The 25549-nt window shown below is 66.2% G+C and carries 23 protein-coding genes and 1 pseudogene; 5 read left to right on the forward strand and 19 right to left on the reverse strand.

The window, feature by feature from the left end; genetic code table 11:
* Positions 1–104: 104 nt before the first annotated feature.
* From rplS to CFK21_RS12085, 6 genes are all read right to left on the reverse strand, one after another.
* On the reverse strand, positions 105–449 hold the full coding sequence (gene rplS / locus CFK21_RS12060) for a 50S ribosomal protein L19 (protein ID WP_096366891.1): 345 nt from the start codon (positions 447–449) through the stop codon (positions 105–107).
* Positions 446–1225: a tRNA (guanosine(37)-N1)-methyltransferase TrmD gene (trmD, locus tag CFK21_RS12065; RefSeq protein ID WP_096366892.1), complete on the reverse strand. Its 780-nt coding sequence runs from the start codon at positions 1223–1225 to the stop codon at positions 446–448. The genes rplS and trmD overlap by 4 nt, the downstream gene beginning before the upstream one ends.
* A gap of 28 nt (positions 1226–1253) precedes the next feature.
* Positions 1254–1751: a ribosome maturation factor RimM gene (rimM, locus tag CFK21_RS12070; protein WP_096366893.1), complete on the reverse strand. Its 498-nt coding sequence runs from the start codon at positions 1749–1751 to the stop codon at positions 1254–1256.
* A 33-nt stretch (positions 1752–1784) separates the two neighbouring features.
* On the reverse strand, positions 1785–2036 hold the full coding sequence (rpsP, locus tag CFK21_RS12075; protein ID WP_096366894.1) for a 30S ribosomal protein S16: 252 nt from the start codon (positions 2034–2036) through the stop codon (positions 1785–1787).
* 855 nt (positions 2037–2891) lie between these two features.
* Positions 2892–4247, reverse strand: a complete 1356-nt coding sequence (gene ffh, locus CFK21_RS12080) for a signal recognition particle protein (RefSeq protein WP_096366895.1) — start codon at positions 4245–4247, stop codon at positions 2892–2894.
* 174 nt (positions 4248–4421) lie between these two features.
* On the reverse strand, positions 4422–5213 hold the full coding sequence (locus tag CFK21_RS12085; RefSeq protein ID WP_231971510.1) for an MBL fold metallo-hydrolase: 792 nt from the start codon (positions 5211–5213) through the stop codon (positions 4422–4424).
* Positions 5214–5404: 191 nt separating this feature from the next.
* Between CFK21_RS12085 and CFK21_RS12090 the strand changes: the two genes are divergently transcribed.
* The 4 genes and pseudogenes from CFK21_RS12090 (at position 5405) to CFK21_RS15670 (ending at position 8753) form a co-directional block, all read left to right on the forward strand.
* Entirely contained in the window at positions 5405–6214 is an 810-nt protein-coding gene (locus CFK21_RS12090; protein ID WP_096366896.1) for a cytochrome C assembly family protein, read from the forward strand.
* A gap of 59 nt (positions 6215–6273) precedes the next feature.
* Positions 6274–7551 (forward strand): HlyC/CorC family transporter, encoded by a 1278-nt coding sequence (locus tag CFK21_RS12095; RefSeq protein WP_096366897.1) that lies wholly within the window; start codon positions 6274–6276, stop codon positions 7549–7551.
* A 215-nt stretch (positions 7552–7766) separates the two neighbouring features.
* Positions 7767–7979, forward strand: a pseudogene (locus tag CFK21_RS15665) (FHA domain-containing protein); the annotation flags it as partial.
* Between the two features lie 426 nt (positions 7980–8405).
* A complete protein-coding gene (locus CFK21_RS15670; protein ID WP_369801271.1) occupies positions 8406–8753 on the forward strand; it encodes a PilZ domain-containing protein in 348 nt (115 codons plus the stop codon).
* A gap of 44 nt (positions 8754–8797) precedes the next feature.
* On the opposite strand, the gene radA is transcribed toward CFK21_RS15670, so the two are convergent.
* The gene (radA, locus tag CFK21_RS12105) at positions 8798–10159 is read right to left on the reverse strand and encodes a DNA repair protein RadA (RefSeq protein ID WP_096366899.1); all 1362 of its coding nucleotides are present in this window, start codon (positions 10157–10159) and stop codon (positions 8798–8800) included.
* A 523-nt stretch (positions 10160–10682) separates the two neighbouring features.
* On the opposite strand from radA, the gene CFK21_RS12110 reads away from it, so the two are divergent.
* Positions 10683–12908, forward strand: a complete 2226-nt coding sequence (locus CFK21_RS12110; protein WP_231971511.1) for a CHASE2 domain-containing protein — start codon at positions 10683–10685, stop codon at positions 12906–12908.
* A 27-nt stretch (positions 12909–12935) separates the two neighbouring features.
* On the opposite strand, the gene CFK21_RS12115 is transcribed toward CFK21_RS12110, so the two are convergent.
* The 12 genes from CFK21_RS12115 to rnr all read right to left on the reverse strand — a co-directional run bounded on the left by CFK21_RS12115 (position 12936) and on the right by rnr (position 25480).
* On the reverse strand, positions 12936–14714 hold the full coding sequence (locus CFK21_RS12115) for a FecR domain-containing protein (protein WP_096366901.1): 1779 nt from the start codon (positions 14712–14714) through the stop codon (positions 12936–12938).
* Between the two features lie 12 nt (positions 14715–14726).
* Positions 14727–16049 (reverse strand): tetratricopeptide repeat protein, encoded by a 1323-nt coding sequence (locus CFK21_RS12120; protein WP_096366902.1) that lies wholly within the window; start codon positions 16047–16049, stop codon positions 14727–14729.
* A 193-nt stretch (positions 16050–16242) separates the two neighbouring features.
* On the reverse strand, positions 16243–17316 hold the full coding sequence (gene alr / locus CFK21_RS12125; protein ID WP_096366903.1) for an alanine racemase: 1074 nt from the start codon (positions 17314–17316) through the stop codon (positions 16243–16245).
* Entirely contained in the window at positions 17313–18710 is a 1398-nt protein-coding gene (dnaB, locus tag CFK21_RS12130; RefSeq protein ID WP_096366904.1) for a replicative DNA helicase, read from the reverse strand. The genes alr and dnaB overlap by 4 nt, the downstream gene beginning before the upstream one ends.
* A gap of 135 nt (positions 18711–18845) precedes the next feature.
* Positions 18846–19292 (reverse strand): 50S ribosomal protein L9, encoded by a 447-nt coding sequence (gene rplI, locus CFK21_RS12135; RefSeq protein WP_096366905.1) that lies wholly within the window; start codon positions 19290–19292, stop codon positions 18846–18848.
* 34 nt (positions 19293–19326) lie between these two features.
* Positions 19327–20238, reverse strand: coding sequence for a DUF2232 domain-containing protein (locus tag CFK21_RS12140; protein WP_096366906.1), 912 nt, complete (start codon positions 20236–20238; stop codon positions 19327–19329).
* 55 nt (positions 20239–20293) lie between these two features.
* Positions 20294–20518, reverse strand: a complete 225-nt coding sequence (gene rpsR / locus CFK21_RS12145; RefSeq protein ID WP_096366907.1) for a 30S ribosomal protein S18 — start codon at positions 20516–20518, stop codon at positions 20294–20296.
* Positions 20519–20533: 15 nt separating this feature from the next.
* Entirely contained in the window at positions 20534–20860 is a 327-nt protein-coding gene (gene priB / locus CFK21_RS12150) for a primosomal replication protein N (protein WP_201344919.1), read from the reverse strand.
* A 22-nt stretch (positions 20861–20882) separates the two neighbouring features.
* Positions 20883–21263: a 30S ribosomal protein S6 gene (gene rpsF / locus CFK21_RS12155; RefSeq protein ID WP_096366909.1), complete on the reverse strand. Its 381-nt coding sequence runs from the start codon at positions 21261–21263 to the stop codon at positions 20883–20885.
* Between the two features lie 114 nt (positions 21264–21377).
* Entirely contained in the window at positions 21378–22133 is a 756-nt protein-coding gene (gene rlmB, locus CFK21_RS12160) for a 23S rRNA (guanosine(2251)-2'-O)-methyltransferase RlmB (protein ID WP_096366910.1), read from the reverse strand.
* 333 nt (positions 22134–22466) lie between these two features.
* Entirely contained in the window at positions 22467–23159 is a 693-nt protein-coding gene (locus CFK21_RS12165) for an OmpA family protein (RefSeq protein WP_096366911.1), read from the reverse strand.
* Positions 23159–25480 carry a ribonuclease R gene (rnr, locus tag CFK21_RS12170; RefSeq protein WP_096366912.1) on the reverse strand — a complete coding sequence of 774 codons (2322 nt, stop codon included), beginning with the start codon at positions 25478–25480 and terminating at the stop codon, positions 23159–23161. Before rnr ends, CFK21_RS12165 begins: the two co-directional genes overlap by 1 nt.
* Between the last annotated feature and the right edge of the window lie 69 nt (positions 25481–25549).

Below are 25549 nucleotides of genomic sequence, written 5' to 3' on the forward strand. Positions count from 1 at the left end.
GCTACGCTCCACCCATCCTACAGGGTTTTGGTTCATTCCAAAAAAAACGCCACGCGAGTGACCCGCATGGCGTCTCTGTGAGCTCGGTTCCGGCAGGAACGCGGTCAGATCTTTTCCTTGATCCGCGCCGACTTGCCGGAGCGCTCGCGCAGGTAGTACAGCTTGGCCCGGCGCACGTCGCCGCGGCGCTTTACCTTGATGCTGTCGATGGTGGTGCTGTAGGTCTGGAACACGCGCTCCACACCCTCGCCGTGCGAGACCTTGCGCACGGTGAAGGCCGAATGCAGGCCGCGGTTGCGCTTGGCGATGACCACGCCTTCAAAGGCCTGGATACGCTCGCGGCTGCCCTCGACCACCTTCACATTGACCACGACCGTGTCACCCGCGGCGAATTCCGGGATCTCACGCCCCATCTGTTCCTGTTCCAGTTCCTGGATGATGTTACTCATGACCTTCCCCTACCAGCGTCGCTGTCGTTGTTACCCGATTGTTCGATGAATGCCTCGAGCAGCCTGCGCTGCTCGTCCGTAAGATCCCGCTGTTCCAGCAGTTCCGGCCGCCGTCGCCAGGTGCGGCCCAGTGCCTGCTGCAGCCGCCAGCGCTCGATCGCGGCGTGATTGCCCTGCAGCAGCACTTCCGGCACCGCCATCCCGCCGATCCGCTCGGGGCGGGTGTAGTGCGGGCAGTCGAGCAGGCCGTTCATGAACGAGTCCTGCGCGGCCGAATCCTCGGCACCAAGCGCTCCCGGCAGCTGTCGGGTCAGGGCGTCGATCAGCACCATGGCCGGCAACTCGCCGCCGCTGAGCACATAGTCGCCGATGGACCACTCCTCATCGACATGCGCCTCGATGAAGCGCTCGTCAATGCCCTCGTAGCGCCCGGCGACCAGGAGCAACCGCTCGCAGGCCCCCAGATGCTCGACCCCGGCCTGATCCAGCCGCCGGCCCTGAGGCGAGAGACACACCACCCGCCCCGGAGCCGGGTCCGCCGCCCGGGCCGCGGCCAGGGCGTCGGCCAGCGGCTGGTACAGCATGACCATGCCGGGGCCGCCGCCGTAGGGCCGGTCGTCCACCGTGCGGTGCCGGTCGTGCGTATAGTCGCGCGGATTCCAGCACACCAGCTGCAGCAGGCCCCGCTCGGCGGCGCGGCGGACCACGCCGCTGCCGACCACCGCCTGCACCAGTTCCGGGAACAGGGTGAGGACGTCGATTCGGAGCATGTTCACCTGTTCCTGAACTCGGGCCGGGTGGTGCCTAGAAGTCCGGGTCCCAGTCGACCTCGATCAGACCCTGCTCCAGATCCACCCTGCGGATCACGTCCGGCTGCACGAAGGGCAGCAGGCGTTCGCGCTCACCCTGCACCGCCATCACGTCGTTGGCACCGGTGGCGAACAGGTGGCTGACCCGCCCCAGTTCGGTTCCCTCCAGCGTGACCACCCGCAGTCCTTCCAGGTCGGTCCAGTAATACTCGCCCGGCGGCAGCGGCGGCAGCTGATCGCGCTCGATGGCGATGTCACAGCCGATCAGCGCCGCCGCCTGGTCGCGATCCTCGATCCCGGCCAGCTTGACCACCACACCCTTGCCGTGGCGGCGGCCCTGTTCGACGCGGACGCTCTGCCACTCACCGTTGCACTGCAGATGCCAGTTGCGATAGGTGGCGATATTCTCCCGCGGTTCGGTATGCGAATAGACCTTTACCCATCCCTGCACACCGAACAACCCGCTGACACGACCGAGGACGACCCTGCTCACGCACCCCCCGTCCTGCCCTCAGGCAGCGGAAATTCAGGCCGCGCTGGCGCGGTCCTGCTCGATCAGTTTGGCCACGCGCTCGGAGGCCTTGGCGCCCTTGGACAGCCAGTAGCCGATACGCTCCTGGTCCATCTGCAGCTTGACATCCTGACCGCTGGCGATCGGGTTGAAGAAGCCCACCCGCTCGATGTAGCGACCGTCACGGCGATTGCGGTTGTCCGTCACCACGATGTGGTAGAAGGGACGCTTTTTGGCGCCGCCGCGCGCCAGTCGTATCGTGACCATGTATATCCTGACCTCTGTGACTTCGTGCTTGCGCTGGATTTCGATTCAGCCAAAGGTGCGCCCTCCGGCGGCACCCAGATTCGGTAAACGGCGCATTCTACGCAATTTCCAGCAAATGTGAAGCCCGCCGACCGACGCCGGTGGCGCGGGACCCGACAACAGGCCCGCCTGCGAGGGCGTTGTCGGCAGATTTTACGGAATTATGGCCCTGTCGCCCGATCCCGCCCGCGCACCCCAGATGTGCTGCGTGGCGTCGAAATAACTTACATTACGAAAAACAAATATTAATTATTTCTTATATTTAAGTTTAGCCCTTGTTTTTGAATTCGTTTTTGCACTGAATACCGGACATGCGGGGTGGGATTCACTGTCGACATTTTTTGCAATTTGCAATCCGATTTCTGCCAGAGACTGACTGTTTCACTCTAACTGACTGATGTTCAATATGAAACAAAAACTGGCACAGGCATTGCTCTGTCATTGGGGCACAAAACAACAACAATCCAGTCGGTGGAGTCGAGCTTTACAACAAACAAGAAATGGAGGAGTTGCCCGGATAACAAAATAAACGGGTTTCAGCGGCAGCCTGACGACAGCGAGCAAATATAAAAACATCTGTTGAAAGTCTGCTACGCGACAGCGCGACATTGGCGGCGGCACCGGAAACGGTCCGCCGTTTTTCTTTTTTCAGTAAGAAGTGAGAAGTGAGGCAGCTTTTCTGCAGGCCCGCATTTTACCTCGGCCCTCTTCCCGACAAAGGCCGGATCCACACCCCCTTGCGGTCACTGGATCCCGGCCTTCGCCGGGATGACGGGGAATGCGCAGGATGACAGAGAGCAATATTGCTCCCCACTCCTAAAACGGCAATCCCTGCGGCAGCTTGCCCTTCATGCCCCGCAGCATCTTCGCCATGCCGCCCTTGGACATCTTCTTCATCATCTTCTGCATCTGGGTGAACTGCTTGAGCAGCTTGTTCACGTCCTGCACCTGGGTGCCGGAGCCGTTGGCGATGCGGCGCTTGCGCGAGCCCTTGATGGCGTCCGGGCGCCGGCGCTCCTGCGGGGTCATGGAATTGATGATGGCCACCATGCGCACCAGTTCGCGGTCGTCCATATGCCCCTGCACCCCCTTGGGCAGATCCCCCATGGGCAGTTTGTCCATCAGCCCGGCCAGACCGCCCATGCTCATCATCTGCTGCAGCTGGTCGCGGAAGTCCGCCAGATCGAAGCCCTTGCCCTTCTTGAGCTTGGTGGCAAGCTGCTCGACCTTCTCGCGGTCGACCTTCTGCTCGGCCTCTTCCACCAGGCTGAGCACGTCACCCATGCCCAGGATGCGCGAGGCCACCCGCTCGGGGTGAAAGGGTTCGAGCGCGGTGGTCTTCTCGCCCACGCCCAGGAACTTGATCGGCTTGCCGGTGATGTGGCGGATGGACAGCGCCGCACCGCCGCGGGCATCGCCGTCGGTCTTGGTGAGCACGACGCCGGTCAGCGGCAGGGCATCATGGAAGGCCCTGGCGGTGTTGGCCGCGTCCTGGCCGGTCATGCTGTCGACCACGAACAGGGTCTCGACCGGGTTGACCGCCTCATGCAGGCGCCGGATCTCCTCCATCATGTCGGCGTCGATGTGCAGCCGGCCGGCGGTATCGATGATGACCACGTCGATGAACTGCCTGCGGGCCTGATCGATGGCGCCGGTGGCGATATCCACCGGGTCCTGGTCGGTACTGCTGGGGAAGAACTGCGCACCGACCTCGCCGGCAACGGTCTCCAGCTGCTTGATGGCCGCCGGACGATAGATGTCGCAACTCACCACCAGTACGGATTTCTTCTGCTTCTCGCTCAACCAGCGCGCCAGCTTGCCGGTGCTGGTGGTCTTGCCCGAGCCCTGCAGTCCGGCCATCAGGATCACGGCCGGCGGCTGCACATTGAGGTTCAGGCCTTCGTTGGCCTCACCCATGGTGGCGACCAGTTCCTGATGCACCACCTTGACCAGGGCCTGGCCGGGCGTGAGGCTCTTGAGCACTTCCTGACCGACGGCGCGCTCGCGCACCCGGTCAATCAAGGCCTTGACCACGGGCAGGGCCACGTCGGCCTCCAGCAGGGCCATGCGCACCTCGCGCAGGGTGTCCTTGATGTTGTCCTCGGTCAGGCGGCCCTGGCCACGCAGCCGTTTCAGGGTCTGGCCGAGACGATCGGAGAGATTTTCAAACATAGACTTGCAATCCACCCTCGGCGCCATGCGCCGCCGGTCATACCAGGGAACCTCTGTTCAATCCGTCATACCGGCGCAGGCCGGGATCCAGTCGGTTTCAGAATACATGGATCCCGGCCTGCGCCGGGATGACGAAAAGGAGATTCGGAGGTTCTGAAAAGAATACAGAGGGAATTATAGCTGGATCAGCTGGCCGCCGGCCAGACGCCGGAAATCCAGTTGCGGCAGCCGGCGCCGGAGCTGGGCCAGAATGCGATCCTCGGCCCCGGGCTTGAGGTGGGTGATGAAGACCCGGGTGGCGTGCTCGAGCTTGGCCAGATCCGCAATCAGGGTGCGGGGGCAATAGTGGAAGGCCTTGCCCGCGAGCTCCTCGTCCTCGTCGGCGAAGGCGCATTCCACCACCAGCGCATCAAGCCGGGCCTGGCGGTTGAGTACCGGCCACAGGGTGTCGTTGGTGGTGGTATCACCGCTGAAGGCGAACGTCCGTCCGCCCTTCTGAATGCAGTAGGCCACGCCGGGCACGACATGGTTGACCTCGATCATCTCGATACGACGACCGCCGAGTTCGACGCTTTCGCCCGGATGCATCTCCTCGAAGCGGATCACCGGCCGGCCGGCCGTGGGCAGGACGGAGAAATCGGGCCAGATCACCCAGTTGAAGATATGCTCGCGCAGCGCCCTCAGCGTGGGCGGCGCGGCATGCACCACCACCGGCTCGGTGATATCGCCGAAGATGGAATCCACCATCAGCGGGATGCCGGCCAGATGATCCAGATGCGAATGGGTGAGGAAGATATGGCGGATGGCCTTCATTTCCTCCAGCGACAGGTTGCCCAGGCCGGTGCCGGCATCGATGAGGATGTCGTCATCGACCTGGAAGCAGGTCGTGCGCAGCTCGCCGCCGATGCCGCCGCTGCAGCCCAGCGTTCGAATCTGCATTGTGTCCAGTCCGACTGCCTGTTCCATGTCCGTATCCTGTCGACACTCTGCGCCCATCGGTCCCGGTCTGGCTGTCGAAGGTTTCACATTTCGCCCTTTGTCATCCGCATTGCATCGCCAGCTGCCCGCCCGGACCCTTATTGCAGTCCGCCGGGGTTGGCTTTATCCTGCCTGCTGGCATTCGTCGGAATAGCTTCCGGAAATCCGCTGTTTAGCACATGCATACGCACCTCATCGGCATCCTGGCCATACTTCTTTACCTCGCCTCCAGCAGCCTGCTGGTCGCGCGCATGGTGCGCGGCCTGGAGCCGGGTGCCGGCGGTCGTAACAGTGTGATCGGACTAGGATTTGCCGGCGTGGTGCTGCATGCTGTGGTGCTCTGGCCGGCCCTGGTCACGGCCTCGGGGCTGAACCTGGGCTTCTTCAATGCCGCCTCCCTGATCGCCCTGCTCAGCGCCGCCCTGCTGCTGCTGGCCTCGCTGTACCGGCCGCTGGAAAATCTCGGCGTGCTGCTGCTGCCGGTGGCGGCGCTCACCATCGCCCTGATGTTCGCCTACTCGACCGAGCACATCATTCTCGACCAGTCCAGCTGGCAGCTGGACCTGCACGTGCTGATCTCGGTCATCGCCTACAGCGTGCTGGGCCTGGCCGCGCTGCAGGCGCTGCTGCTGGCGGTACAGGAACACCAGCTGCGCCATCACCGGCTGGGCGGCATCCTGCAGGTGCTGCCACCGCTGCGCGGCATGGAACTGATCCTGATGCAGCTGATCGGGGTGGGCTTCGCCCTGCTCACCCTGGCACTGGTCACCGGGGTCCTGTTCCTGGAGGACATCTTCGCCCAGCATCTGGTGCACAAGACCGTGCTGTCGATCATCGCCTGGGCCGTGTTCGGGGTACTGTTGTGGGGGCACTGGCGTTTCGGCTGGCGCGGCCGCACCGCGATTCGCTGGACCCTGGGCGGTTTCATCTTCCTCATGCTGTCCTATTTCGGCACCAAGCTGGTGCTGGAGATCCTTCTCCGGGCCTGACAGGCTCCACGCCTTAACCTACAATTTCATCCTTATAAGAATCCGGAGCAACCGATCCCTTGGCTGATATTCCCCTTAGCGTCCTGCTGGGAGTCCTGTTTTTCCTGATCATCCTCTCGGCCTTCTTTTCCGGCTCGGAAACCGGCCTGATGACGCTGAACCGCTATCGGCTGCGCCACCTGGCGCGCGGCGGCAATGCCGGGGCCAGACGCGCCCAGAAGCTGCTGGAGCGTCCCGACCGCCTGATCGGCCTGATCCTGCTGGGCAACAACTTCGTCAACATCCTGGCCTCGGCCCTGGCCACGGTGATCGCCCTGCGGCTGCTGGGCGAGGCCGGAATCATGGTGGCCACCGCACTGCTGACCGTCGTGATCCTGCTGTTCGCCGAGGTCACGCCCAAGACCCTGGCGGCCCTGCGACCGGAACGCATCGCCTTTCCCGCCGCCTTCGTCTACGGGCCGCTGCTGCGCCTGTTCTACCCGCTGGTCTGGGTGATCAATGTCATCGCCAACAGCATTCTGCGCCTGTTCGGGGTCTCGCCCGAACAGGCCGGTGACACGGCCCTGTCCAGCGAGGAACTGCGTACCGTGGTGCTGGAGGCCGGCGCCATGATCCCCAAGCGCCACCAGAAGATGCTGCTCAACCTGCTCGACCTGGAAAAGATCACGGTCGAGGACATCATGGTGCCGCGCAACGAGATCGACGGCGTGGACCTGACCGAGAGCCTGGAGGAGATCGAGGATTTCCTCTCCCACACCCAGTACACCCGGCTGCCGGTCTACGAGGAATCCATCGATCACGTGGTCGGCATCCTGCACATGCGTAATGTCACGCCGCTGCTGCGCGCCGGTGAACTCAGCCACGAGAGCATCCGCCGCATTGCCCGCGACCCCTACTTCATCCCCGAGGGCACGCCGCTGAACCGGCAGCTGCTGAACTTCCAGCGCGAGGGCCGGCGCACCGGCCTGGTGGTGGACGAGTACGGCGACATCCTGGGCCTGGCCACGCTCGAGGATATCCTGGAGGAGATCGTCGGCGAGTTCACCACCGATCCCTATTCACTCTACAAGGACATCACCCCGCAGGACGACGGCAGCTTTCTGGTCGACGCCACCGCCGCGGTGCGCGAACTGAACCGGGCCCTGAAGATGGAACTGCCGACCAGCGGCCCGAAGACGCTCAACGGCCTGATCCTGGAACACATGGAGGACATCCCCGAGCCGGGCACCAGCCTGCTGCTCGCGGACTATCCGGTGGAGATCGTCCAGACCAAGGACAATGCGGTGAAGACGGTGCGGGTGTTTCCGAAGCTGCGTAAGCCGCAGGCCCGACACTGACCCGCGCCGGCCCCACGCCCCATCCCCCAGCCCTGCCTTGCCGCCCCGGGCGCCAGGGCCTGTCAACAGGCCCTAAATAAACGGACCAACGGCGCCGATACTCTGACAAGTGGCATGGAGGCGGACGCCCCGTTCTGCCATGCTCGAATCGAAAATGCCTGCCAGGCACGTGATTCCCATTGGAATTTTCATCCGTCCGGGTGGCGGGGAGAGACATGGCCAAACTGACACTGACATTCAAAGAGCGGGTACTGAGGATATTCCCCCTGCTGGGGGAGAACCTGTGCATCGGCCGCGACCCCCAGTGTCAGATCCATATCGACAGCCTGGCCGTGGAGCCGCAGCACGCCGATCTCCGACTCGATGCCGCAGGTATCCATCTCACACCGCGTCCCGAGGCCGTTGTCCAGGTCAACGGCACGGCCATCGAGGCCGCGCACACCCTCGCCGAGGGCGACCGCATCCAGATCGGCAAGCACCTGCTCACCTACAGCAGCGAGGGCGGCACGGAACAGACCAACGTCACCCCCATCACCCGCCACCGAAGCACCGGCTGGATGCAGATCATGAGCGGCAGCCATTTCGGCCGCACCATCCGCCTCGACCGCGCCCTGACCCGGGTGGGCAAGCAGGGCGAACATGTCGCCATGATCGCCCGCCGCGACAGGGGCTATTACCTGTCCCACCTGGAGGGCGACACCGCGCCGCGCGTGAACGGCGAGGACATCGGTGACAGTTCGCGCGAACTGCACGAGGGCGATCGGCTGCAGATCGGCCGGCTGGAACTGCAGTTCTTTCTCGATCAGCCGCAGACCGCCGCCACATCCGCCGCCGCGGGTTCCGAACCCGAACCGGTGCAGCGGCGCCGCTTCACCCGCATCCCCTTCGATGCCGATGCCCGCCTGTCCGCCGGCGATCGGCAGTGGCCGGTGGAATTGCTCGACATCTCGCTGAAGGGCGCGCTGATCGCCCGGCCCGATGACTGGGATGGCCGCACCGAAGGGCCGTTCCGGCTGGAGCTCCGGCTGGGCGAGGACGCGGTCATTGCCATGGATGTCAGCGTCGCCCATCAGGAGGAGGACCGACTGGGTCTGCGCTGCGAGGATATCGACCTGGACAGCATCACCCACCTGCGCCGGCTGGTGGAACTCAACCTGGGCAACCCCGACCTGCTGGAGCGCGAACTGGCCAGCCTGGGGTGAGTGGATCCTGTCAGCCTGGGTGACAATAACGCAGAGATCACTACTCAGATCTGATCGAACAGATCCGCCAGCCGCTTCAGCGGTACCGTCTCCAGGCCTTCCACCTTCACCTGCTTGAGGTTGGCCGCCGGCACCAGCGCCTTTCTGAAGCCGTGCTTGGCCGCCTCGCGCAGCCGCTCCGCGCCATTCGGCACCGGGCGGATCTCGCCGGCCAGGCCGACCTCGCCGAACACGATCCAGTCCGCCGGCAGCGGCCGGTCGCGGAAGCTCGACAGGGCGGCAACCAGCACCGCCAGGTCGGCTGCTGTCTCGCTGACCCGCACCCCGCCGACCACGTTCACGAACACGTCCTGATCGGCCACCGCGATGCCGCCGTGGCGGTGCAGCACGGCCAACAGCATAGACAGCCGGTTCTGCTCCAGGCCCAGGGTGACCCGGCGCGGGTTGGACAGGTGGCTGTCGGCCACCAGCGCCTGCACCTCCACCAGCAGCGGTCGGGTACCCTCGCGGGTGACCATCACCACGCTGCCCGGCACCGGCTCGTCGTGACGCGACAGAAAGATCGCGGAGGGATTGCTCACCGCCTTCAGTCCCTTCTCGGTCATGGCGAAGACGCCGATCTCGTTGACCGCGCCGAAGCGGTTCTTCATCGCCCGCACCACCCGGTAACGCCCGCCGGCATCGCCCTCGAAATAGAGCACGGTGTCGACCATGTGCTCCAGCACCCGCGGACCGGCCAGGGTGCCCTCCTTGGTCACATGCCCGACCAGGAACAGGGCGGTGCCGCTGGCCTTGGCGTAGCGCACCAGCTGGGCCGCGCTCTCGCGCACCTGCGCCACCGACCCGGGCGCGGACTGCAGCACCGCGGTGTAGAGGGTCTGGATGGAATCGATGACCAGCACCCGGGGCTGCTCGCGCCGGGCGATCTCGATGATGCGCTCCACCGCGGTCTCGGCCAGCAGCCGGGTGTGCTCGCTGGCCAGGCCCAGGCGGCGCGCGCGCAGGGCGACCTGCTCGGGCGACTCCTCGCCGGTGACATAGAGCGCGGGCAGGCGTGTGCCCAGATCGGTCAGGGTCTGCAGCAGCAGGGTCGATTTGCCAATGCCGGGGTCGCCGCCCAGCAGCACCACCGAGCCCCCCACCAGTCCGCCGCCGAGCACCCGGTCGAGTTCCTCGCTGCCGGTGGGGATGCGCTCGGCCGACTCTGGCTGGACATCGGCCAGGTCGCGCACCCGGGTCTCGGCCGCCCCGGCATAGCCGGCGAAGCGCGGGGCGGCCGGAGCGGCCGCCATGGCGACGACCTCCACCAGGGTGTTCCACTCGCCGCACTCGGGGCACTGGCCGGCCCACTTGGGCGATTGCGCCCCGCAGGCGCTGCAACTGTAGGCGGTCTTGCCTTTCGACACGGTGAATCCTCGTCCAGTCCGGGCAGAGACTGGAAGTCTACGGACTGGTTCGGGGATGGGGAAGAGGCACTGTATCGCCGCCCGTCCCGCCAGATGACAGGCGGCGGCAATGGCAGGAATCAGGGCGGGGTCAGACCAGCGGCCCCAGATCCATGCCCGCCAGCAACAGCACGGCCACCAGGACCAGCAGGCCGACGATGTTCTCGAGCTGGGTAGGCTGTGTCTTCATGGCGGTCGCTCCTGCATGGGGACAGGAAGACAGGAGCAACATGCATGCCTTGAAATAAAATATAATTAAAACAATAAATTGAGATTAACCTGCCCGGGATGCTGTAAAATCCGGTGACGAGCAACGCGCGGCGGTCACGAGCGGACGGCAGGAAATCCCACGCCCGATCAGACGGGTGGACTGCAGACGCGAATGATTGGTATTTCGCAGAAGCTGTCAAAGCTGCCGACGTCTTTACAGTCACCCCGAGCGTCGGACCGCCCGGGCCTTGCGTTTGGAGAGGGAAGCACCCGTTTGCCTGCAGCCCTGCACAGATCACCCCGTGTCGCCGCCATCCTGGCCGGCCTGCTGCTGGCCCTGATCGGCACCTGGGTGGAAACCACCGGACGGGAACCGGTCAGTACACTGCGCGAGCGGCTCGAGTATCTGAGCTATGACCTGCGGCTCAACCTGGGCCTGCCGGCCGCGCCGGCCGCCAATGACACCATCCTGATCCTGGACATCGACGAACAGAGTCTGCAACAGGAAGGCCGCTGGCCCTGGCCGCGACAGCGACTGGCGCAGGTGGTCGACAGCCTGCGCGATGCCGGCGCGGCCGTGGTTGCCTTCGATCTGGTCATGTCCGAGCCGGAACGCAGCGAGGTCGACACCCTGGAGGCCCTGATCGCGCAGCAGGCCGACCCCGCTGCCGGCCGCTATGAGGCGCTGCTGGCGCTGGCGCGCGCCCGGGACGGCGATCGGCGGCTGGCCCGTGCCCTGACCGGCATGGATACCGTGCTCGGCTATGTCCTGCATACGGCGCGGGCGGACAGCAGCGGCATCCTGCCGGCACCGGCGCCGCTGGCCGGTGAGACGGACGCGCTGTTCGCGGTTCCCGAGCTTCCCACCCACACCGCCAACCTGCCGCTGCTGCAGCAGGCAGCCGGGCATGGCGGCTTCATTACTGTTATGCCTGACGCCGACGGCGTGATCCGGCGCGTCCCCCTGCTGGTCCGGCATCAGGGGGAGTTGTACCCCTCGCTGGCACTGGAGACCGCCCGGGTCTATCTGTTCGCCCGGCAGATCGGCATCGACACCGCGGAGGTCGGCAACGGTCGGGTGGTGGAATACCTGTCACTGGCCCGCGACCAGCGCATTCATACCGACGCCGGTGCCCAGGTGCTGGTGCCCTACACCGGCCCCGCGGGCAGTTTCGACCACCTGTCCGCCGCGGACCTGCTGGCGGGCGACTTCGATCCGGCCCGGGTCGAGAACCGGATCGTGCTGGTCGGCGCCACCGCGCTGGCCCTGGCCGACGTCAAGCCCACACCGGTGCAGAACGTCTATCCCGGGGTGGAGATCCATGCCAGCATCATCGCCGGGCTGCTGGCAGGGGACTTCCCCTACCAGCCGGACTGGGCCAGCGGTGCCAATGTATTCATCATCATCGGCGTCGGTTCGCTGCTGGCGCTGCTGTTGCCCTTTCTCGGGCCGGTGTGGATCCTGCTCCTCTCCGCCCTGGTGCTGTCGGGCTTCATCGCCGGCAACTTCTGGCTGTGGACCGAGCACCGGCTGGCGCTGGCCACCACCACGCCGACGCTGGCCATCGCGGCCATCATGCTGTTCAACCTGAGCTACGGCTTCCTCGGCGAGGCCCGCCGCCGGCGCCAGCTCAAAGGCATGTTCGGCCAGTATGTCCCGCCGCAGCTGGTCGAGGAGATGAGCCGCAATCCCGGCCAGTTCCACGCCGAGGGCGAAAGCCGCGAGATGAGCGTGCTGTTCGCCGACATCCGCAACTTCACCACCATCTCGGAAAGTCTCGGCGCGGGCGAGCTCAAGCACCTGCTCAACCGTTTCTTCACGCCCATGACCGCGACCATCTTTCATCACCGCGGCACCATCGACAAATACGTCGGCGACATGATCATGGCCTTCTGGGGCGCGCCGGTCAGCGACCCGCAGCATGCCGGGCATGCCATCGAGGGCGCGCTCGGGATGCTCGCCGCCGCCGACCGGCTGCGGGCGCAGTTCCTGGCCGAGGGCTTGCCCGAGATCAACATCGGCATCGGCATCAACAGCGGCGTGATGAACGTCGGCGACATGGGCTCGCAATACCGCCGTGCCTATACGGTGCTGGGCGATGCCGTGAATCTCGCTTCACGGCTGGAAGGCGTGACCAAGTACTACGGCGTGCGGCTGGTGGTCGGGGAACGCACCCGGGAACTGGCGCCGGGTTTCGTCTACCGCACCCTGGACCGGGTACGGGTCAAGGGCAAGCGGCAGGGGGTGACCGTGTATGAACCGCTGTGTGCGCAGACGGAACTGACGCCCGCGATGAGTGACTGGCTGCAGCGTCACGACGCCACGCTGGCGGCCTTCTGGAACCAGGACTGGGACGCGGCCGACCGCGGCTTTCGCGAACTGGCCGCCGAGCGGCCCGGCGACAGGCTCTACAAGCTCTATCTGGAACGCATCGATCAGCTGCGCCGGCGTGAGTTGCCGCCGGACTGGGACGGGGTGTTCGAACGCCGGGAAAAATAGCCTGCAGCCGGAGGCTCTTCCCCGACCCTAGTCCACCAGCAGGATGCCCTCGGCATGGATGCCGGGATCACCCTGGGCCTCAAGCAGGAAACCGCCGCCCAGCACTTCGCCGTTGTTGCCGGTAAAGCCCGTAACGACCTCGCCGAGGACACCGTAGTTCGACGGGCTGACGGTCACGCTGCTGGTCGGCTCTATCTCCAGATCCGCAAACGAACCCTTGATCTGGCCGGCGAGATCGATATTCCAGTACTCGGCGCCATTGCCGATCTGCAGATTGCCATTGCTCACGGCGCCGGTATCGAAGTTCACATCCAGCGTGAAGGTCACATCGGCCGCAGTGATCTGGCCGCCGCTGCCGCCCCCCTGTACCGCGATCACATTGTTGTAGCTGACCACACCGCTACGCGCATCCAGTACCGCCGGGTCCGTCGGCTGCAGGGTCGCCCAGAAGAAGGGCTTGTTGCTGGTGCGAATGACATCGGGATCAGTGGCATCGGTCTGGATGATCACCGGATCCGGATTGCCGTTCCACACCCCCCAGTACACCGTATGGTTGCTGTCGACGGTATGGCTGCCGAGCGCATCCAGTGCCGCGCCGCCACGGCGGAACACTTCCTTTATCGGGGCATCGGCATACTCGGGTTCGAACGGCGCATACCCGTTCTCCGTGAACACCGGCGAGCCGGCAGGGTCGGCGATCGCACGCCCGCCGCGCATCCCCTGCGTGGCGCTGTTCGCCTCCAGGATGAGGCCGAGGTGGCTGCCGCTGTAGAGTTGCTGCCATTCCGTATCCGACAGCCGCGCGTCCTGACTGGTGATGTCACTGACGGTATCCACCGGCTCGGAGACGGTAAAGGTCGTATCCAGCGTGGTGTCGGTGGTGGTGCCGCTGAGCGTGGTGTCCGTGGTCGTATCCAGTGAGGTTTCAGCGTCCAGGGTATCCGCCTCCGACACAGGAGCCACCAGGGTGTCATCGCCGGAGTCCGCGGTCGCACTGTCGCCCTCGCTCCCGGTCCCCGTTGTGGTCGCTGTCGACTCCGAGGTCTGCCTGTCCTCATCCGCAGTTCCGCTGTCAGTCGCCGTCGCATCAGTGTCCGCGGCGGTCTGATCCTCGCCCTCGCCCCCATCTTCTTCGCCGGCGGGATCGTCACTGCCACCGGGGGCAAACTCATCCGCCGGGGCTTTCAGTCCGGGCGGCGGCTGCAGCTGTCCCCGCGGCGGACGGTCGGCACTGGCGATGGTGGCGAAACTGTAATTGGCACCCTGCCCCAGATTCAGCGCCCCGCCTTCATTGCGCAGCGTGACGCCGCCCTGCCAGACGGCAACCGCCAGGCCTGCGCCCACCACGGCTTCATAATGGGTGCCGCGCACGCCGATGGTCGCCACCGGGGTATCGACCCGATAGCTGTCCGGGTCCTGCTTGCCGACGGCGCCGGTGATGGTGCGGAAGCCGCCCTTGATCAGGGTGGAGATGCTCTCGTCGCCCTCCCCGCCCCCGGCCTCGTAGCGGTAGCGGTCGACCCGGAACTCGGTGTCCGGCCTGAGCGCGACCAGGGCGCCGTCACTGAAGCGCAGCTGGGCCGTGGCATCGGTGCCGGTCATCAGCGTTTCCCCGGCATAGAAGGGGGAACGACGGCGCAGGTCGCGCGCCTCGCCCGCGGCTGAGATGGCCTGCACCTCACCCCGGGCGATAATCACATGGCCGGCCGGTGCCGGGGCGGCCTGCACGCTCGTCAGCCCGCACAGCAGACACAGACCGAGCAGCAGCCCCGGAAGGGCAAGGGTTGAACGCGCGATCGCTTGCATGTCACACCTCGATCAATTGAACCGCCAGGTCACGCCCGCAAAGGCCTGCCTGCGGGTGTACTGGTACAGCGAGATATTGGAATCGTTGCGGGTATAGGCCAGCTCGATCCGCCACAGCCAGGCATCGGCGGGTGTCCAGGCCCAGCCCAGGCGGGCCTCGGCGAACTCGTCCTCGCGGGTCGGGGCGAAGACCGGATCCCTCGCGTCGTGTTCGCTCCACTGCGCCGCCAGCGAGAAATAGGGGCTGTGGTGCGGGGTGAGCGTCCACTGGCCGCCCAGGCGCAGGCCCAGATACTGCTTGCCGTTGTGTTCGCCGACGGTATCGTGGGTGGCCTCGTCGCCGACATAGGTACTGGCCGAGAGTTGCACATCCGGATCGGGGAAGCGATGGCTCCAGCCGGCGCCGCCCAGCGCCAGCCGGGCGTTGCGCGCCGCGTTGTCCGGGTAACGCAGGCTGCCGTACTGGCCGAACAGCTGCAGCTGGTCCCGCCGTCCCAGGTCACGCGTCCAGTCGAAACCGACGCTGCCGAGGCGGCGGTACTTGCTGTTGTCCAGATACAGGAATTGATAGTTCAGGGGCAGCCGCAGCCGGCCGCCGGCAACGGCGAGCATGGGGCCGGCATTGAGCGTCACCGAGCGCAGATCGTAGGCCTGGGTCTCGATGTTCTCCCGGTCCTTGTAGGTAAGGTCGGCGAACAGGGCATGCCGCCGGGTCAGCGGATGCACCACCGCCAGGCCGGCATTCTTCTCCACGAATTCGTCACTGCGGTCGAGGCTGGCCCCATTGAGCGTGAAGGTGCCCAGCGCCGGGATCTCAAGGGTGTCATCCGAGGTGGCGCTGTTGACGTTGCTGTCCGTGCCTGCCCGCAACTCCAGATAGCCGGTGACCCGCGTCGACAGGCTCGCCTGGCGGCGCTCGATGGCATCCAGAAAGGTATGTACGTTATCACGCACCCGCTGCGGTGGATTGATGGCCAGCACCCGCTCGAACTCGGCGCTGGCGAGGTTGAGGTTGCCCGCGAGATAATGGGCCCGGGCCAGCTCCACCCGGGCCCGGTGATTGCCCGGCTCCAGTGCCACCACCCGCTCGAAGGCGAACACGGCGTGTTCGGGATACCCGGACCGCACCGCTGCCAGGCCGTAGAGCATGTCGAACGCCGGCTCGCCCGCCCGCTCGGGGGCAAGCATCCGGGCCTGTTCCCAGGCGGCCGTGGTGTCGCCGTCGCGCAGCAGGCGGGCGATATCCTCCGATCCGGCCGCTGCGGCCGGCAGACACAACAGCAGGCAATTCACCAGCAGACACAGGCCGCGACAGCGGCGGAAAGCGATTTCCAAGAGTCCGACTCCGGCTGATTCTCAATAATGACGCGCAGTCACGGATTTGACGTTTCGGCGTCTGCCGGAAGAAATGCAAGGGATGTGCCGGGGTCAGTGGTCAGCAGGTAGGATGGGTGAAGCGCAGCGCAACCCATCGCTGTACCCCGGCCGGATGATGGGTTACGGCGCTGCGCGCCTTCACCCATCCTACTCACTCATACACCAGCGGCACCCGCGCGGTCACGGCGCAGACCAGTTCATAGGGGATGGTCCCGGCCGCGCGGGCGATATGCTCGACCGGCAGCCCCTCGCCCCACAGGCTCACCCGGCTGCCCACCCGGGCCTCGGGCAGGCCGCGCAGATCGAGGGTGATCATGTCCATGGAGACGCGCCCGACGAGCTGCGCCGGCCGACCGTCGACCAGCACCGGGGTACCGGCCGGGGCATGGCGCGGATAGCCGTCGCCGTAACCGATGGCGGCCACCCCCACCGGCATGGCCTCGGGGCAGACCCAGGCCCCGCCGTAGCCGACGGCATCGCCGGCGGCGCAGTCGCGGATAGCGATGAGTTCGGTCTCCAGGGTCATGGCGGGGCGCAGACCGTGATCAACGGCCAGACTGTCAACGAAGGGCGAGATGCCGTAGAGCATAAGGCCGGGCCGGACCCAGCCGGCATGCGTCTGCGGCCAGCCCAGCAGGGCGGCGGAATTGGCCAGGCTGTGTTCACCCTCCAGTCCCCCGGCCAGCGCGTCGAAGCGTTCGAGTTGCCGGCGGGTGGCGGGATCGGCACGGTCATCCGCGCAGGCGAAATGGGTCATCAGGCCGGCCAGCTCCACCCCCTCCAGTGCCTGCAACCGCTGCAGCACGGACGGCAGTTCGCCGGGCGCGAAGCCCAGCCGGTGCATGCCGGTATCGAGCTTGACCCAGACCCGCAGCGGCGCCGCGGGCGCGGCCGCAGCCAGTGCCTCGAGCTGATGCGCGGCATGCAGCACCAGACTCAGGCGATGCCGGATGACCTCATCCAGTTCGGCGCCATGAAAGAAGCCCTCTAACAGGACAATGGGCTTTTTAATGCCGGCCTGGCGCAGGAAAAGCGCCTCTTCCACCCCGGCCACGCCGAAGGCATCGGCGGCCTCCAGGGCTTGAGCCACCGGCACCAGGCCATGACCGTAGGCATTGGCCTTGACCACGGCCAGGATACGGCTGTGCGGGGCGGTGCGGCGGGCAAGTTCCAGATTGGACCGCAGCGCGTCGAGCGCGACGCGCGCACGGACGGGACGGGTCATGCAAAGTCCTCGACGCCGTAGTCGTCCATGGTGAAATTCTCGAACCGGGTGTACTGGCCGAGGAAGGTCAGCCGGCGGGTGCCGATGGGGCCGTTACGCTGCTTGCCGACGATGATCTCGGCGGTGCCCTTGTCCGGGCTGTCCTCGTTGTAGACCTCGTCGCGGTAGATGAACACGATCATGTCCGCGTCCTGCTCGATGGCGCCCGACTCGCGCAGGTCCGACATCACCGGGCGCTTGTTGGGACGCTGCTCCAGGCTGCGGTTGAGCTGCGACAGAGTCACCACCGGCACGTGCAGTTCCTTGGCCAGGGCCTTGAGCGAGCGCGAGATCTCCGAGATCTCGGCGGCGCGGTTGTCGGATCGGCTGGAGGACTGCATCAACTGCAGGTAGTCGATCACGATCAGGCCCAGGTCGTGCTCGCGCTTCAGGCGCCGGGCACGGGCCCGCAGGTCATTGGGGCTGAGCGCCGGGGTATCGTCGATGAACAGGGGCGCGTCGGCCAGGATGCTCACCGCCGAGGTCAGCCGCGGCCAGTCCTCGTCCTCGAGCTTGCCGGTGCGCACCTTGTGCTGGTCGATGCGCCCGAGCGAGGACATCATGCGCATGGCCAGCTGTTCGCCCGGCATCTCCATGCTGAACACCGCGACCGGCGTCTTGTTCTTGATCGCGGCGTGCTCGACGATGTTCATGGCGAAGGTGGTCTTGCCCATGGAGGGGCGGCCGGCCACGATGACCAGGTCCGAGGGCTGCAGCCCGGCGGTCATCTCGTCGAAGTCGTTGAAGCCGGTGGGCACGCCGGTGATGGGATTGTCGAGCTGGAACAGGTAGTCGATGCGATCGACCGTCTTCGTGAGCAGATCCTTGATGGCAGTGAAACCGGAGCGGCCGCGCTTGCCCTGCTCGGCGATGGTAAACACCTTCTGCTCGGCGTGATCGAGCAGTTCCTGGGCGTTGCGCCCTTCCGGAAAGTAGGCGCTGTTGGCCACATCGGTGCCGACCTGCACCAGCTGGCGCAGGATAGAGTGCTCGCGCACGATGTCGGCATAGGCGGTGATATTGGCCGCGTTGGGGGTGTTGCGGGCCAGTTCGCCCAGGTAGCCCATGCCGCCGGCCTCCTCGAGCAGGTCGGCGTTTTCCAGCCACTCGCCCAGGGTGACCACGTCCAGCGGCTTGCCGTGCTCGGCCAGTTCGGCGATGGCGCGGAAGATCAGGCGATGGTCGCGGCGGTAGAAATCATCCTCGGCCACCCGGTCGGCGATCCGGTCCCAGGCCTCGTTGTCCAGCATCAGACCGCCCAGCACCGACTGCTCGGCGGGTATGGAGTGCGGCGGGACCTTCAGCGCTTCGGTCTGTGATGCCAGGGCATCGGCCGTGGAAAGGGTATCTGGCATGAGTGTGATTATACCTGCGGGCGGCGTGTCCGGGATTGCCTGCCAGCATACAAAGCCCCCCGGCCACGGACAAGCGGCCGCGGCCGGGGGTTGGCATGAGGTGCAACAGCCCTGATGGATATCAGGGGGTTGGCCTTACTCGGCGACGATCACCAGCTTGATGGTGGCTTCCACGTCGGCGTGCAGGCGCAGCTGGACCTCGTATTCGCCGAGTTGACGGAAGGCGCCCTCAGGCAGCAGCACTTCCTGACGCTCGACCTCGTGACCGGCCGCCTGCAGGCCCTCGGCGATGTCGGAGGTGCCGACCGAGCCGAACATCTTGCCCTCGTCGCCGGCCTTGGCGGTCAGGGTCAGCTCATAGCCCTCCAGTTTCTCCGCCCGGGTCTGGGCGGCAGCCAGGGCCTCGGCGGCCTGGCGCTCCAGCTCGGCCCGGCGCTGCTCGAACTTCTCGATGTTCTCGGGGGTGGCCGGGGTGGCCTTGCCCTGCGGGATCAGATAATTGCGGCCATAGCCGGGCTTGACCCTGACCTGGTCGCCCAGGGCGCCCAGATTGGCCACCTTTTCCAGAAGAATCACTTCCATGACACACCTCACGCTGTGATCGTTGCCGCCGCCCTCATGCCGGGGGGGCGGCGACGCGTTGACGAAAATCGAACCAGTTGTCCGCCAGCCCGGTCAGGGCCAGCACCAGGCCGCTGTAAGGCTGGACAAACAGCAACAGTACATAGATGGCCACCAGCCAGCCGCGGGCCAGCCCCCGCCGGTTGACGATGCCGTGGGCCACGGCAATGCCCTGCAACAGGCAGCCTGCGGCCAGAATCCAGACCAGCTGGGCGGCCAGCCCGCCCAGAGCGCCTTCGGTGGCGATGCCGATCAGCAGCAGCGCCACGCTCAGCAGCGCGGTCGCGGTGCCCAGCCGGAATTCCCGGAACTCCCGGCCGAAGCCGCCCGGATTGTACAACTGCGACTGCCAGGCCCGCGCCAGGGCCAAACTCAGGGTGATGCCGACAATCAGGGCGGTGGCCACCAGGGCCGGCATCCAGCCCGCCACCTGGACCAGCATGGCCTCCAGGTCCTGGCCGCCGCCGGCCTGCATCCGTTCCACCACCGGCCGCAGCTGCGCCTCCCACCACTGGCCGGGATCCCCCAGCCACAGGTACTGCAGCAGCACGAAGGCCGCGCCCAGGCCCAGGATCGCCTGCACGGTGCGCTGCCAGGACACCGTCACCCGCAGCACCAGTGCGACCAGCCACAGCGGCAGCCACTGGATCAGGCCGGTCAGGACCAGTACGGTCGGCGTATCCCCCAGGGCCAGGCCCAGCAGGCTCATGCCGACCAGGCCGCCGGCGAGCACGATGCCGCCCTCCCCGGCCCCGCGGCGCAGGGTCACCAGACCCAGCGCGCCGCCGCCGACATAGGCCAGCGGCGAGGTCAGCGGCGGCAGCAGCAGGGCGGCGAAGGAACTCACCACCAGCACCGCGATCGCGGCCAGACGGCCGCGCATGACATAGTTGGCCAGTGCCCGCATTCAGCCCCCGGCGGTCCGGGATGCCCGGGCGGCCGCGCCTGCGCCGCCCAAGGCCTCAGTGCGAGTCGCTGTAGGGCAGCAGGGCCAGGTAGCGCGCGCGCTTGATGGCGGTGGCCAGCTGGCGCTGATACCTGGCGCTGGTGCCCGTGATCCGGCTGGGAACGATCTTGCCGGTCTCGGTGATGTAGTTCTTCAGGGTGCCGAGATCCTTGTAGTCGATCTCCTTCACGCCCTCGGCGGTGAAGCGGCAGAATTTCCTGCGACGAAAAAAGCGTGCCATCTGTTGTCTTCCTCTTCAGTCTGCGGGCTCTGCGAGCCCCGCGTATTCGATCTGTTGTGCGTGTATGACCAGGCGCTGGTCCCCGCTGCGCGAATCGGCGCGGCTGAGAAAGCCGCTGACCCGGACCCGGTCGTCCCGCTGCAGCCGCCCGGCCTGCGCAGCCAGTTCGGCGCCGGCGGCGACCACCGCGATGCGGAACCGGCTCTGCCGGCGCAGGCCGGCCTGGGTCTGTTCCGACTGGTGGTCGAGGACGAAGTGCGCGATGGGGATGCCGGCCGGCGACTGACGCAACTGCGCGGCCCGGCTCACCCGGCCGTCGATCCGGACCTGATTGCGCTCCAAGCGCGCGCCCGCGTCCGCCCGCTCAGGCGGCGTCTTCGCTGTCCTGGGAACCGCTCCTGGACTCGCCCTCGTCGCTGTCCTTGTCGTCCTTGCGTGCCAGCGGCGAGGCATCGGTCACGGCCTCGTCCCGGGCAATGACCAGGCTGCGCAGCACGGCGTCGTTGAAACGGAAGGCGCTGTTGAGTTCGTCCAGCACGTCCTGGCCGCACTCGACGTTCATCAGCACGTAGTGGGCCTTGTGGAGTTTCTGGATGGGATAGGCCAGCTGCCGGCGGCCCCAGTCTTCGAGCCGGTGGATACTGCCGCCGCCGTTCTCGATCGTCGCACGGTAGCGGTCGACCATGGCATTGACCTGCTCGCTCTGGTCCGGATGGACCAGAAACACGATTTCATAGTGTCGCATTGTAAACCCCTTGTGGATTCAGCAGCCGCCCGGCCATTCCGGTGCGGCAAGGGAATCGGTTCGCCTGCCGGCGACCCGAAAGGCGGTGTATTCTACGCGCCGTTGCCGGCAGGATCAATCACTTGGCAACAGCAGCCGTTGCCGGCGGGTCTCGAACAGCACCACCCCGGTGGCCACCGAGACATTCAGGCTCGCGACCGTGCCCCCCATGGGGATGCGCACCAGGACGTCGCAGTGGTCGCGGGTCAGGCGCCGCAGACCTTTGCCCTCGGCCCCGAGCACCCAGGCCACGCGTCCCTCAAGTGACTGTTCGTACAGGCTCTGATCGGCTTCCCCGGCAGCCCCGTAGAGCCAGAAGCCGGCCGCCTTGAGCCGCTCGAGGACGCGGGCCAGGTTGGTCACGGTGAAGACCGGCAGCGTCTCCGCCGCCCCCGAGGCCACCTTGCGCGCCACCGGGGTGAGGCCGGCGGACTTGTCCCGCGGCAGCACCACGGCGTCGGCACCGGCGGCATCCGCCGTGCGCAGACAGGCCCCCAGGTTGTGCGGGTCCTGCACCCCGTCCAGCACCAGCAGCAGGGCCTGCGGCCCCAGGTCCGCGAGCAGATTCTGCAGTCCGGATTCATCGCCGGGCGGCAGCGGCAGCACCTCGGCCACCACGCCCTGGTGGCGCGCCTCCGGGGCCAGTCGCTCCAGGGTCGTGCGCGGCACCCGCTGCGGCTTGACGCCCGCCCGCTCGGCCGCGGCCGCCAGACGCTGCAGGCGGGCATCGTCACGCCCCTCCTGCAGCCACAGCTGGCGCAGACGCTCGGGAGAGCGGCCGAGCCACGCCTCGACCGCGTGGATGCCGTAGATATGTTCGGATTTAGCCATGGCTGAAGACTAATCTCCAGACTGCGTGACAATAACGCAGAGGCCGCAGAGGCGCAGTGAAGTTCATTTCAGTCATGCAAGACTCACAGTATTACCTGATATATTTCCCGCCATTCCGGCGAATGCCGGAATCCAGAAACCGCCGTGGCCATCAGATTCCGGCCTGCGTCGGAATGAGCCCACAGGGGCGCGGCCTGCAACAATTTATAACAGCTTTGTAATTTAGAAACTTTGCGTCTCTGCGTCTCTGCGCACTCTGCGTTTTTCTCGCCGCCGTGAATAAAAAACGCCGCCCGTCGAGACGACGCGCGGCGCGGCTGTACCCGTAACAGCTTACTGCCAGCTGGCCGGCCCGGCCGGGGCCTCGTAGGCCTCGCGCTCCTGGCCTTCGACGATCGGCTTGACGTAGAGCTCGACGCGACGGTTGAGCTGACGTCCGGCGGCGGTGTCGTTGGTGGCGCGCGGCTCGCGCTCGCCGCGGCCCTCGGCGCGCAGGCGTTCGCTCAGTACCCCGCGCGAGGCGAAGTACTCGGCCACGTTGCGGGCCCGACGCTCGGACAGGCGCTGGTTGTATTCCTCGGCACCGACGCTGTCGGTGTGGCCGACCACATGCACCACGGTGCGCTCGTAGCGCTGCAGGATATCGGCGACCTTGTCCAGGGTGGGCCGGAAGCTGGGCTTGAGTTCGGCGCTGTCAAAATCGAAGGAGACCTCGCTGGCGATGTCGATCTTGAGGCTCTCGTCCTCCAGCCGCTGGATCTCGATCTCGTGCTGACGCTGCTCCTCGGCCAGGGCCTGCTCGAACTCCAGCTGCTGCTTGTCCATGTAGTTGCCGACCACGCCGCCGGCAACGGCACCGGCCACGCCGCCGATGACCGCGCCCTTCTCGTCATTGATCTGATGACCGAGCACGGCGCCGGCAATGGCACCGATGGCCGCACCGGTCTTGGCCCGGCGGTTGGGATCATCGGCGGCGCAGCCCGCCACCAGAGCGGCGGTCACGGCCAGGGGAAGGACTTTCTTCATCATGATGTCGACCTCTTCTTGTTGCGCTGCGAGGAATGCCCCCCGCGCTTCCTGCCGCCCCGGCGGCGTTTGCGTTTCTTCTCCGCGGGTGCAGCAGGCGCCTCGGGAGCGGCCTCGGCCAGTTCGAAATCTATCTTACGCTCGTCCAGATCCACCCGCACCACCTTGACCCGGATGGCATCGCCCAGACGATAGATCTTGTGGGTGCGCTCGCCGATCAGACGGTGGCCGTGGGCCTCGAAATGATAGTAGTCGTTCTTCAGGGCGGTGATGTGGACCAGGCCCTCGACGAAGATATCGCGCAGTTCCACGAAAATCCCGAACGAGGTCACACTGCTGATGATGCCGTCGTAGACCTCGCCCACCTTGTCCATCATGAATTCGCACTTGAGCCAGTCCTCGGCGTCACGGGTGGCCTCGTCGGCGCGGCGCTCGGTCATGGAGCACTGCTCGCCGAACTTCTGCATGTCGGTGTGCGAATAATTGAAGGCCTGGGCCTTCTTGCGCTTGCTGTTGCGCAGCACATGCCGGATGGCGCGATGCACCAGCAGATCCGGATAACGCCGGATCGGCGAGGTGAAATGCGCGTACTGATCCAGCGCCAGACCGAAGTGGCCGGCGTTGTCGGGGGTATAGACCGCCTGCGACATGGAACGCAGCAGCACCGTCTGGATCAGGTGCGCATCCGGCCGGTCCTGGATGCTTTCCAGCAGCCGGGCATAGTCCTGTGCCTGCGGCTTGTCGCCGCCCCTGAGCTTGAGCCCGAGCTCACCCAGGAAGGTATGCAGATCCTCGATCTTTTCACTCTTGGGGCCATCGTGCACCCGGTAGAGAGCGGGCATCTTGTGGCGCGACAGGAAGCGGGCCGCGGCCACGTTGGCTGAGATCATGCATTCCTCGATCAGCTTGTGGGCGTCGTTGCGTTCCACCGGCACGATGCGGTCGATCTTGCGCTCGTCGCCGAACACGATCCGGGTCTCGGTGGTGTCGAAATCGATCGCACCGCGCTTGAGCCGGGCCTTGCGCAGCACCTGATAGAGCCGGTGCAGTTCCTCCACGTGCGGCACCACAGGCGCATGACGCTTGCGCGTGGCCGGGTCGCGCTCGAGCAGCATGGCGGCGACCTCGTCATAGGTCAGGCGCGCATGCGAGCGCATCAGCCCCTCGAAGAAACGCGAACGCAGCAGCTTGCCTTCCTGGTTGATGTACATGTCGGCGACCATGCACAGGCGGTCCACGCCGGGATTGATCGAACACAGGCCGTTGGACAGCACCTCGGGCAGCATCGGGATGACGCGCTCGGGGAAGTACACCGAGTTGCCGCGATTGATCGCCTCCTGATCCAGCGCGGTGCCGGGCTGGACATAGTGGGCCACGTCGGCGATGGCCACCAGCAGCCGCCAGCCCTTGGGCTTGGCTTCGCAGTAGACGGCATCATCGAAATCGCGCGAATCCGCGCCGTCGATGGTCACCAGCGGCAGTTCGCGCAGGTCCTCGCGGCCGCGTTTGGCCGCCGGCGTGACCTTCGCGCCCAGGCCGGAGATTTCCTCTTCCACCGCCTCGGGCCATTCGCAGGGCAGCTCGTAGCTGCGCGCGGCGACGTCGATCTCCATGCCCGGCGCCATGTGATCGCCCAGCACCTCGACGATGCGCCCGATCGGGGGATTGCGCAGGGTAGGCTGTTCCAGGATGTCGGCGACGACGATCTGGCCCGGCTGCGCCTCGCCGACCTCTTCGCCGGGAATGACCAGATTGTGGACGATGCGCTTGTTGTCCGGGACCACGAAGGTGGCGCCGGCCTCGCGGAAGAAACGCCCCACCACCCGATGGGTGTTGCGTTCCAGCACCTCCACCACCGCGCCTTCGCGCCGGCCGCGGCGATCCTCGCCGACCACGCGGGCGACCAGCCGGTCGCCGTGAAAGACCCGGCGCATCTCGCGCGCCGAGAGAAACAGGTCATTGCCGCCCTCATCGGGAATCAGGAAACCAAAGCCGTCGGGATGGGCCGTGACCCGCCCGCGCACCAGGTCCTGCTTGCCGACCGGCACATAACCGCCGCGGCGGTTGCGCAGCAGTGAGCCGTCGCGTTCCATCGCCTTGAGCCGGCGGCGGACCGCCTCGCGGTCGTCCTCCTCCTCCATGCCGAGCCGGTCGGCCAGTTCCTGCCAGGCGGTCGGCACCCCCAGATCCTTGATGCACTGCAGCAGGAATTCGCGGCTGGGGACGGGGTGGCCGTACTTGGCCTTCTCCCGGGCATAGTTCGGGTCCTGACGCCGCCAGTCGATCCGGCCGGCGGTTTTCTTTCTGCGTTTTTGAGTCATAACTCCTCGTATCTCGAAGCCCGCGCGATCGCATTGACAAGGCTGCGTCCGGCGGGTAAAGTGCGCGGC

The sequence above is a fragment of the Thiohalobacter thiocyanaticus genome, from assembly GCF_002356355.1.
Classification (GTDB): domain Bacteria; phylum Pseudomonadota; class Gammaproteobacteria; order Thiohalobacterales; family Thiohalobacteraceae; genus Thiohalobacter; species Thiohalobacter thiocyanaticus_A.

Excerpts from the sequence above, each read along its gene's own strand:
- rplS (WP_096366891.1), bottom strand. The coding sequence starts at position 449 with ATGAGTAACATCATCCAGGAACTGGAACAGGAACAGATGGGGCGTGAG.
- rpsP (WP_096366894.1), bottom strand. The coding sequence starts at position 2,036 with ATGGTCACGATACGACTGGCGCGCGGCGGCGCCAAAAAGCGTCCCTTC.
- ffh (WP_096366895.1), bottom strand. The coding sequence starts at position 4,247 with ATGTTTGAAAATCTCTCCGATCGTCTCGGCCAGACCCTGAAACGGCTG.
- CFK21_RS12085 (WP_231971510.1), bottom strand. The coding sequence starts at position 5,213 with ATGGAACAGGCAGTCGGACTGGACACAATGCAGATTCGAACGCTGGGC.
- CFK21_RS12090 (WP_096366896.1), top strand. The coding sequence starts at position 5,405 with ATGCATACGCACCTCATCGGCATCCTGGCCATACTTCTTTACCTCGCC.
- CFK21_RS12115 (WP_096366901.1), bottom strand. The coding sequence starts at position 14,714 with ATGCAAGCGATCGCGCGTTCAACCCTTGCCCTTCCGGGGCTGCTGCTC.
- alr (WP_096366903.1), bottom strand. The coding sequence starts at position 17,316 with ATGACCCGTCCCGTCCGTGCGCGCGTCGCGCTCGACGCGCTGCGGTCC.
- dnaB (WP_096366904.1), bottom strand. The coding sequence starts at position 18,710 with ATGCCAGATACCCTTTCCACGGCCGATGCCCTGGCATCACAGACCGAA.
- rplI (WP_096366905.1), bottom strand. The coding sequence starts at position 19,292 with ATGGAAGTGATTCTTCTGGAAAAGGTGGCCAATCTGGGCGCCCTGGGC.
- CFK21_RS12140 (WP_096366906.1), bottom strand. The coding sequence starts at position 20,238 with ATGCGGGCACTGGCCAACTATGTCATGCGCGGCCGTCTGGCCGCGATC.
- rpsR (WP_096366907.1), bottom strand. The coding sequence starts at position 20,518 with ATGGCACGCTTTTTTCGTCGCAGGAAATTCTGCCGCTTCACCGCCGAG.
- rpsF (WP_096366909.1), bottom strand. The coding sequence starts at position 21,263 with ATGCGACACTATGAAATCGTGTTTCTGGTCCATCCGGACCAGAGCGAG.
- rlmB (WP_096366910.1), bottom strand. The coding sequence starts at position 22,133 with ATGGCTAAATCCGAACATATCTACGGCATCCACGCGGTCGAGGCGTGG.
- CFK21_RS12165 (WP_096366911.1), bottom strand. The coding sequence starts at position 23,159 with ATGAAGAAAGTCCTTCCCCTGGCCGTGACCGCCGCTCTGGTGGCGGGC.
- rnr (WP_096366912.1), bottom strand. The coding sequence starts at position 25,480 with ATGACTCAAAAACGCAGAAAGAAAACCGCCGGCCGGATCGACTGGCGG.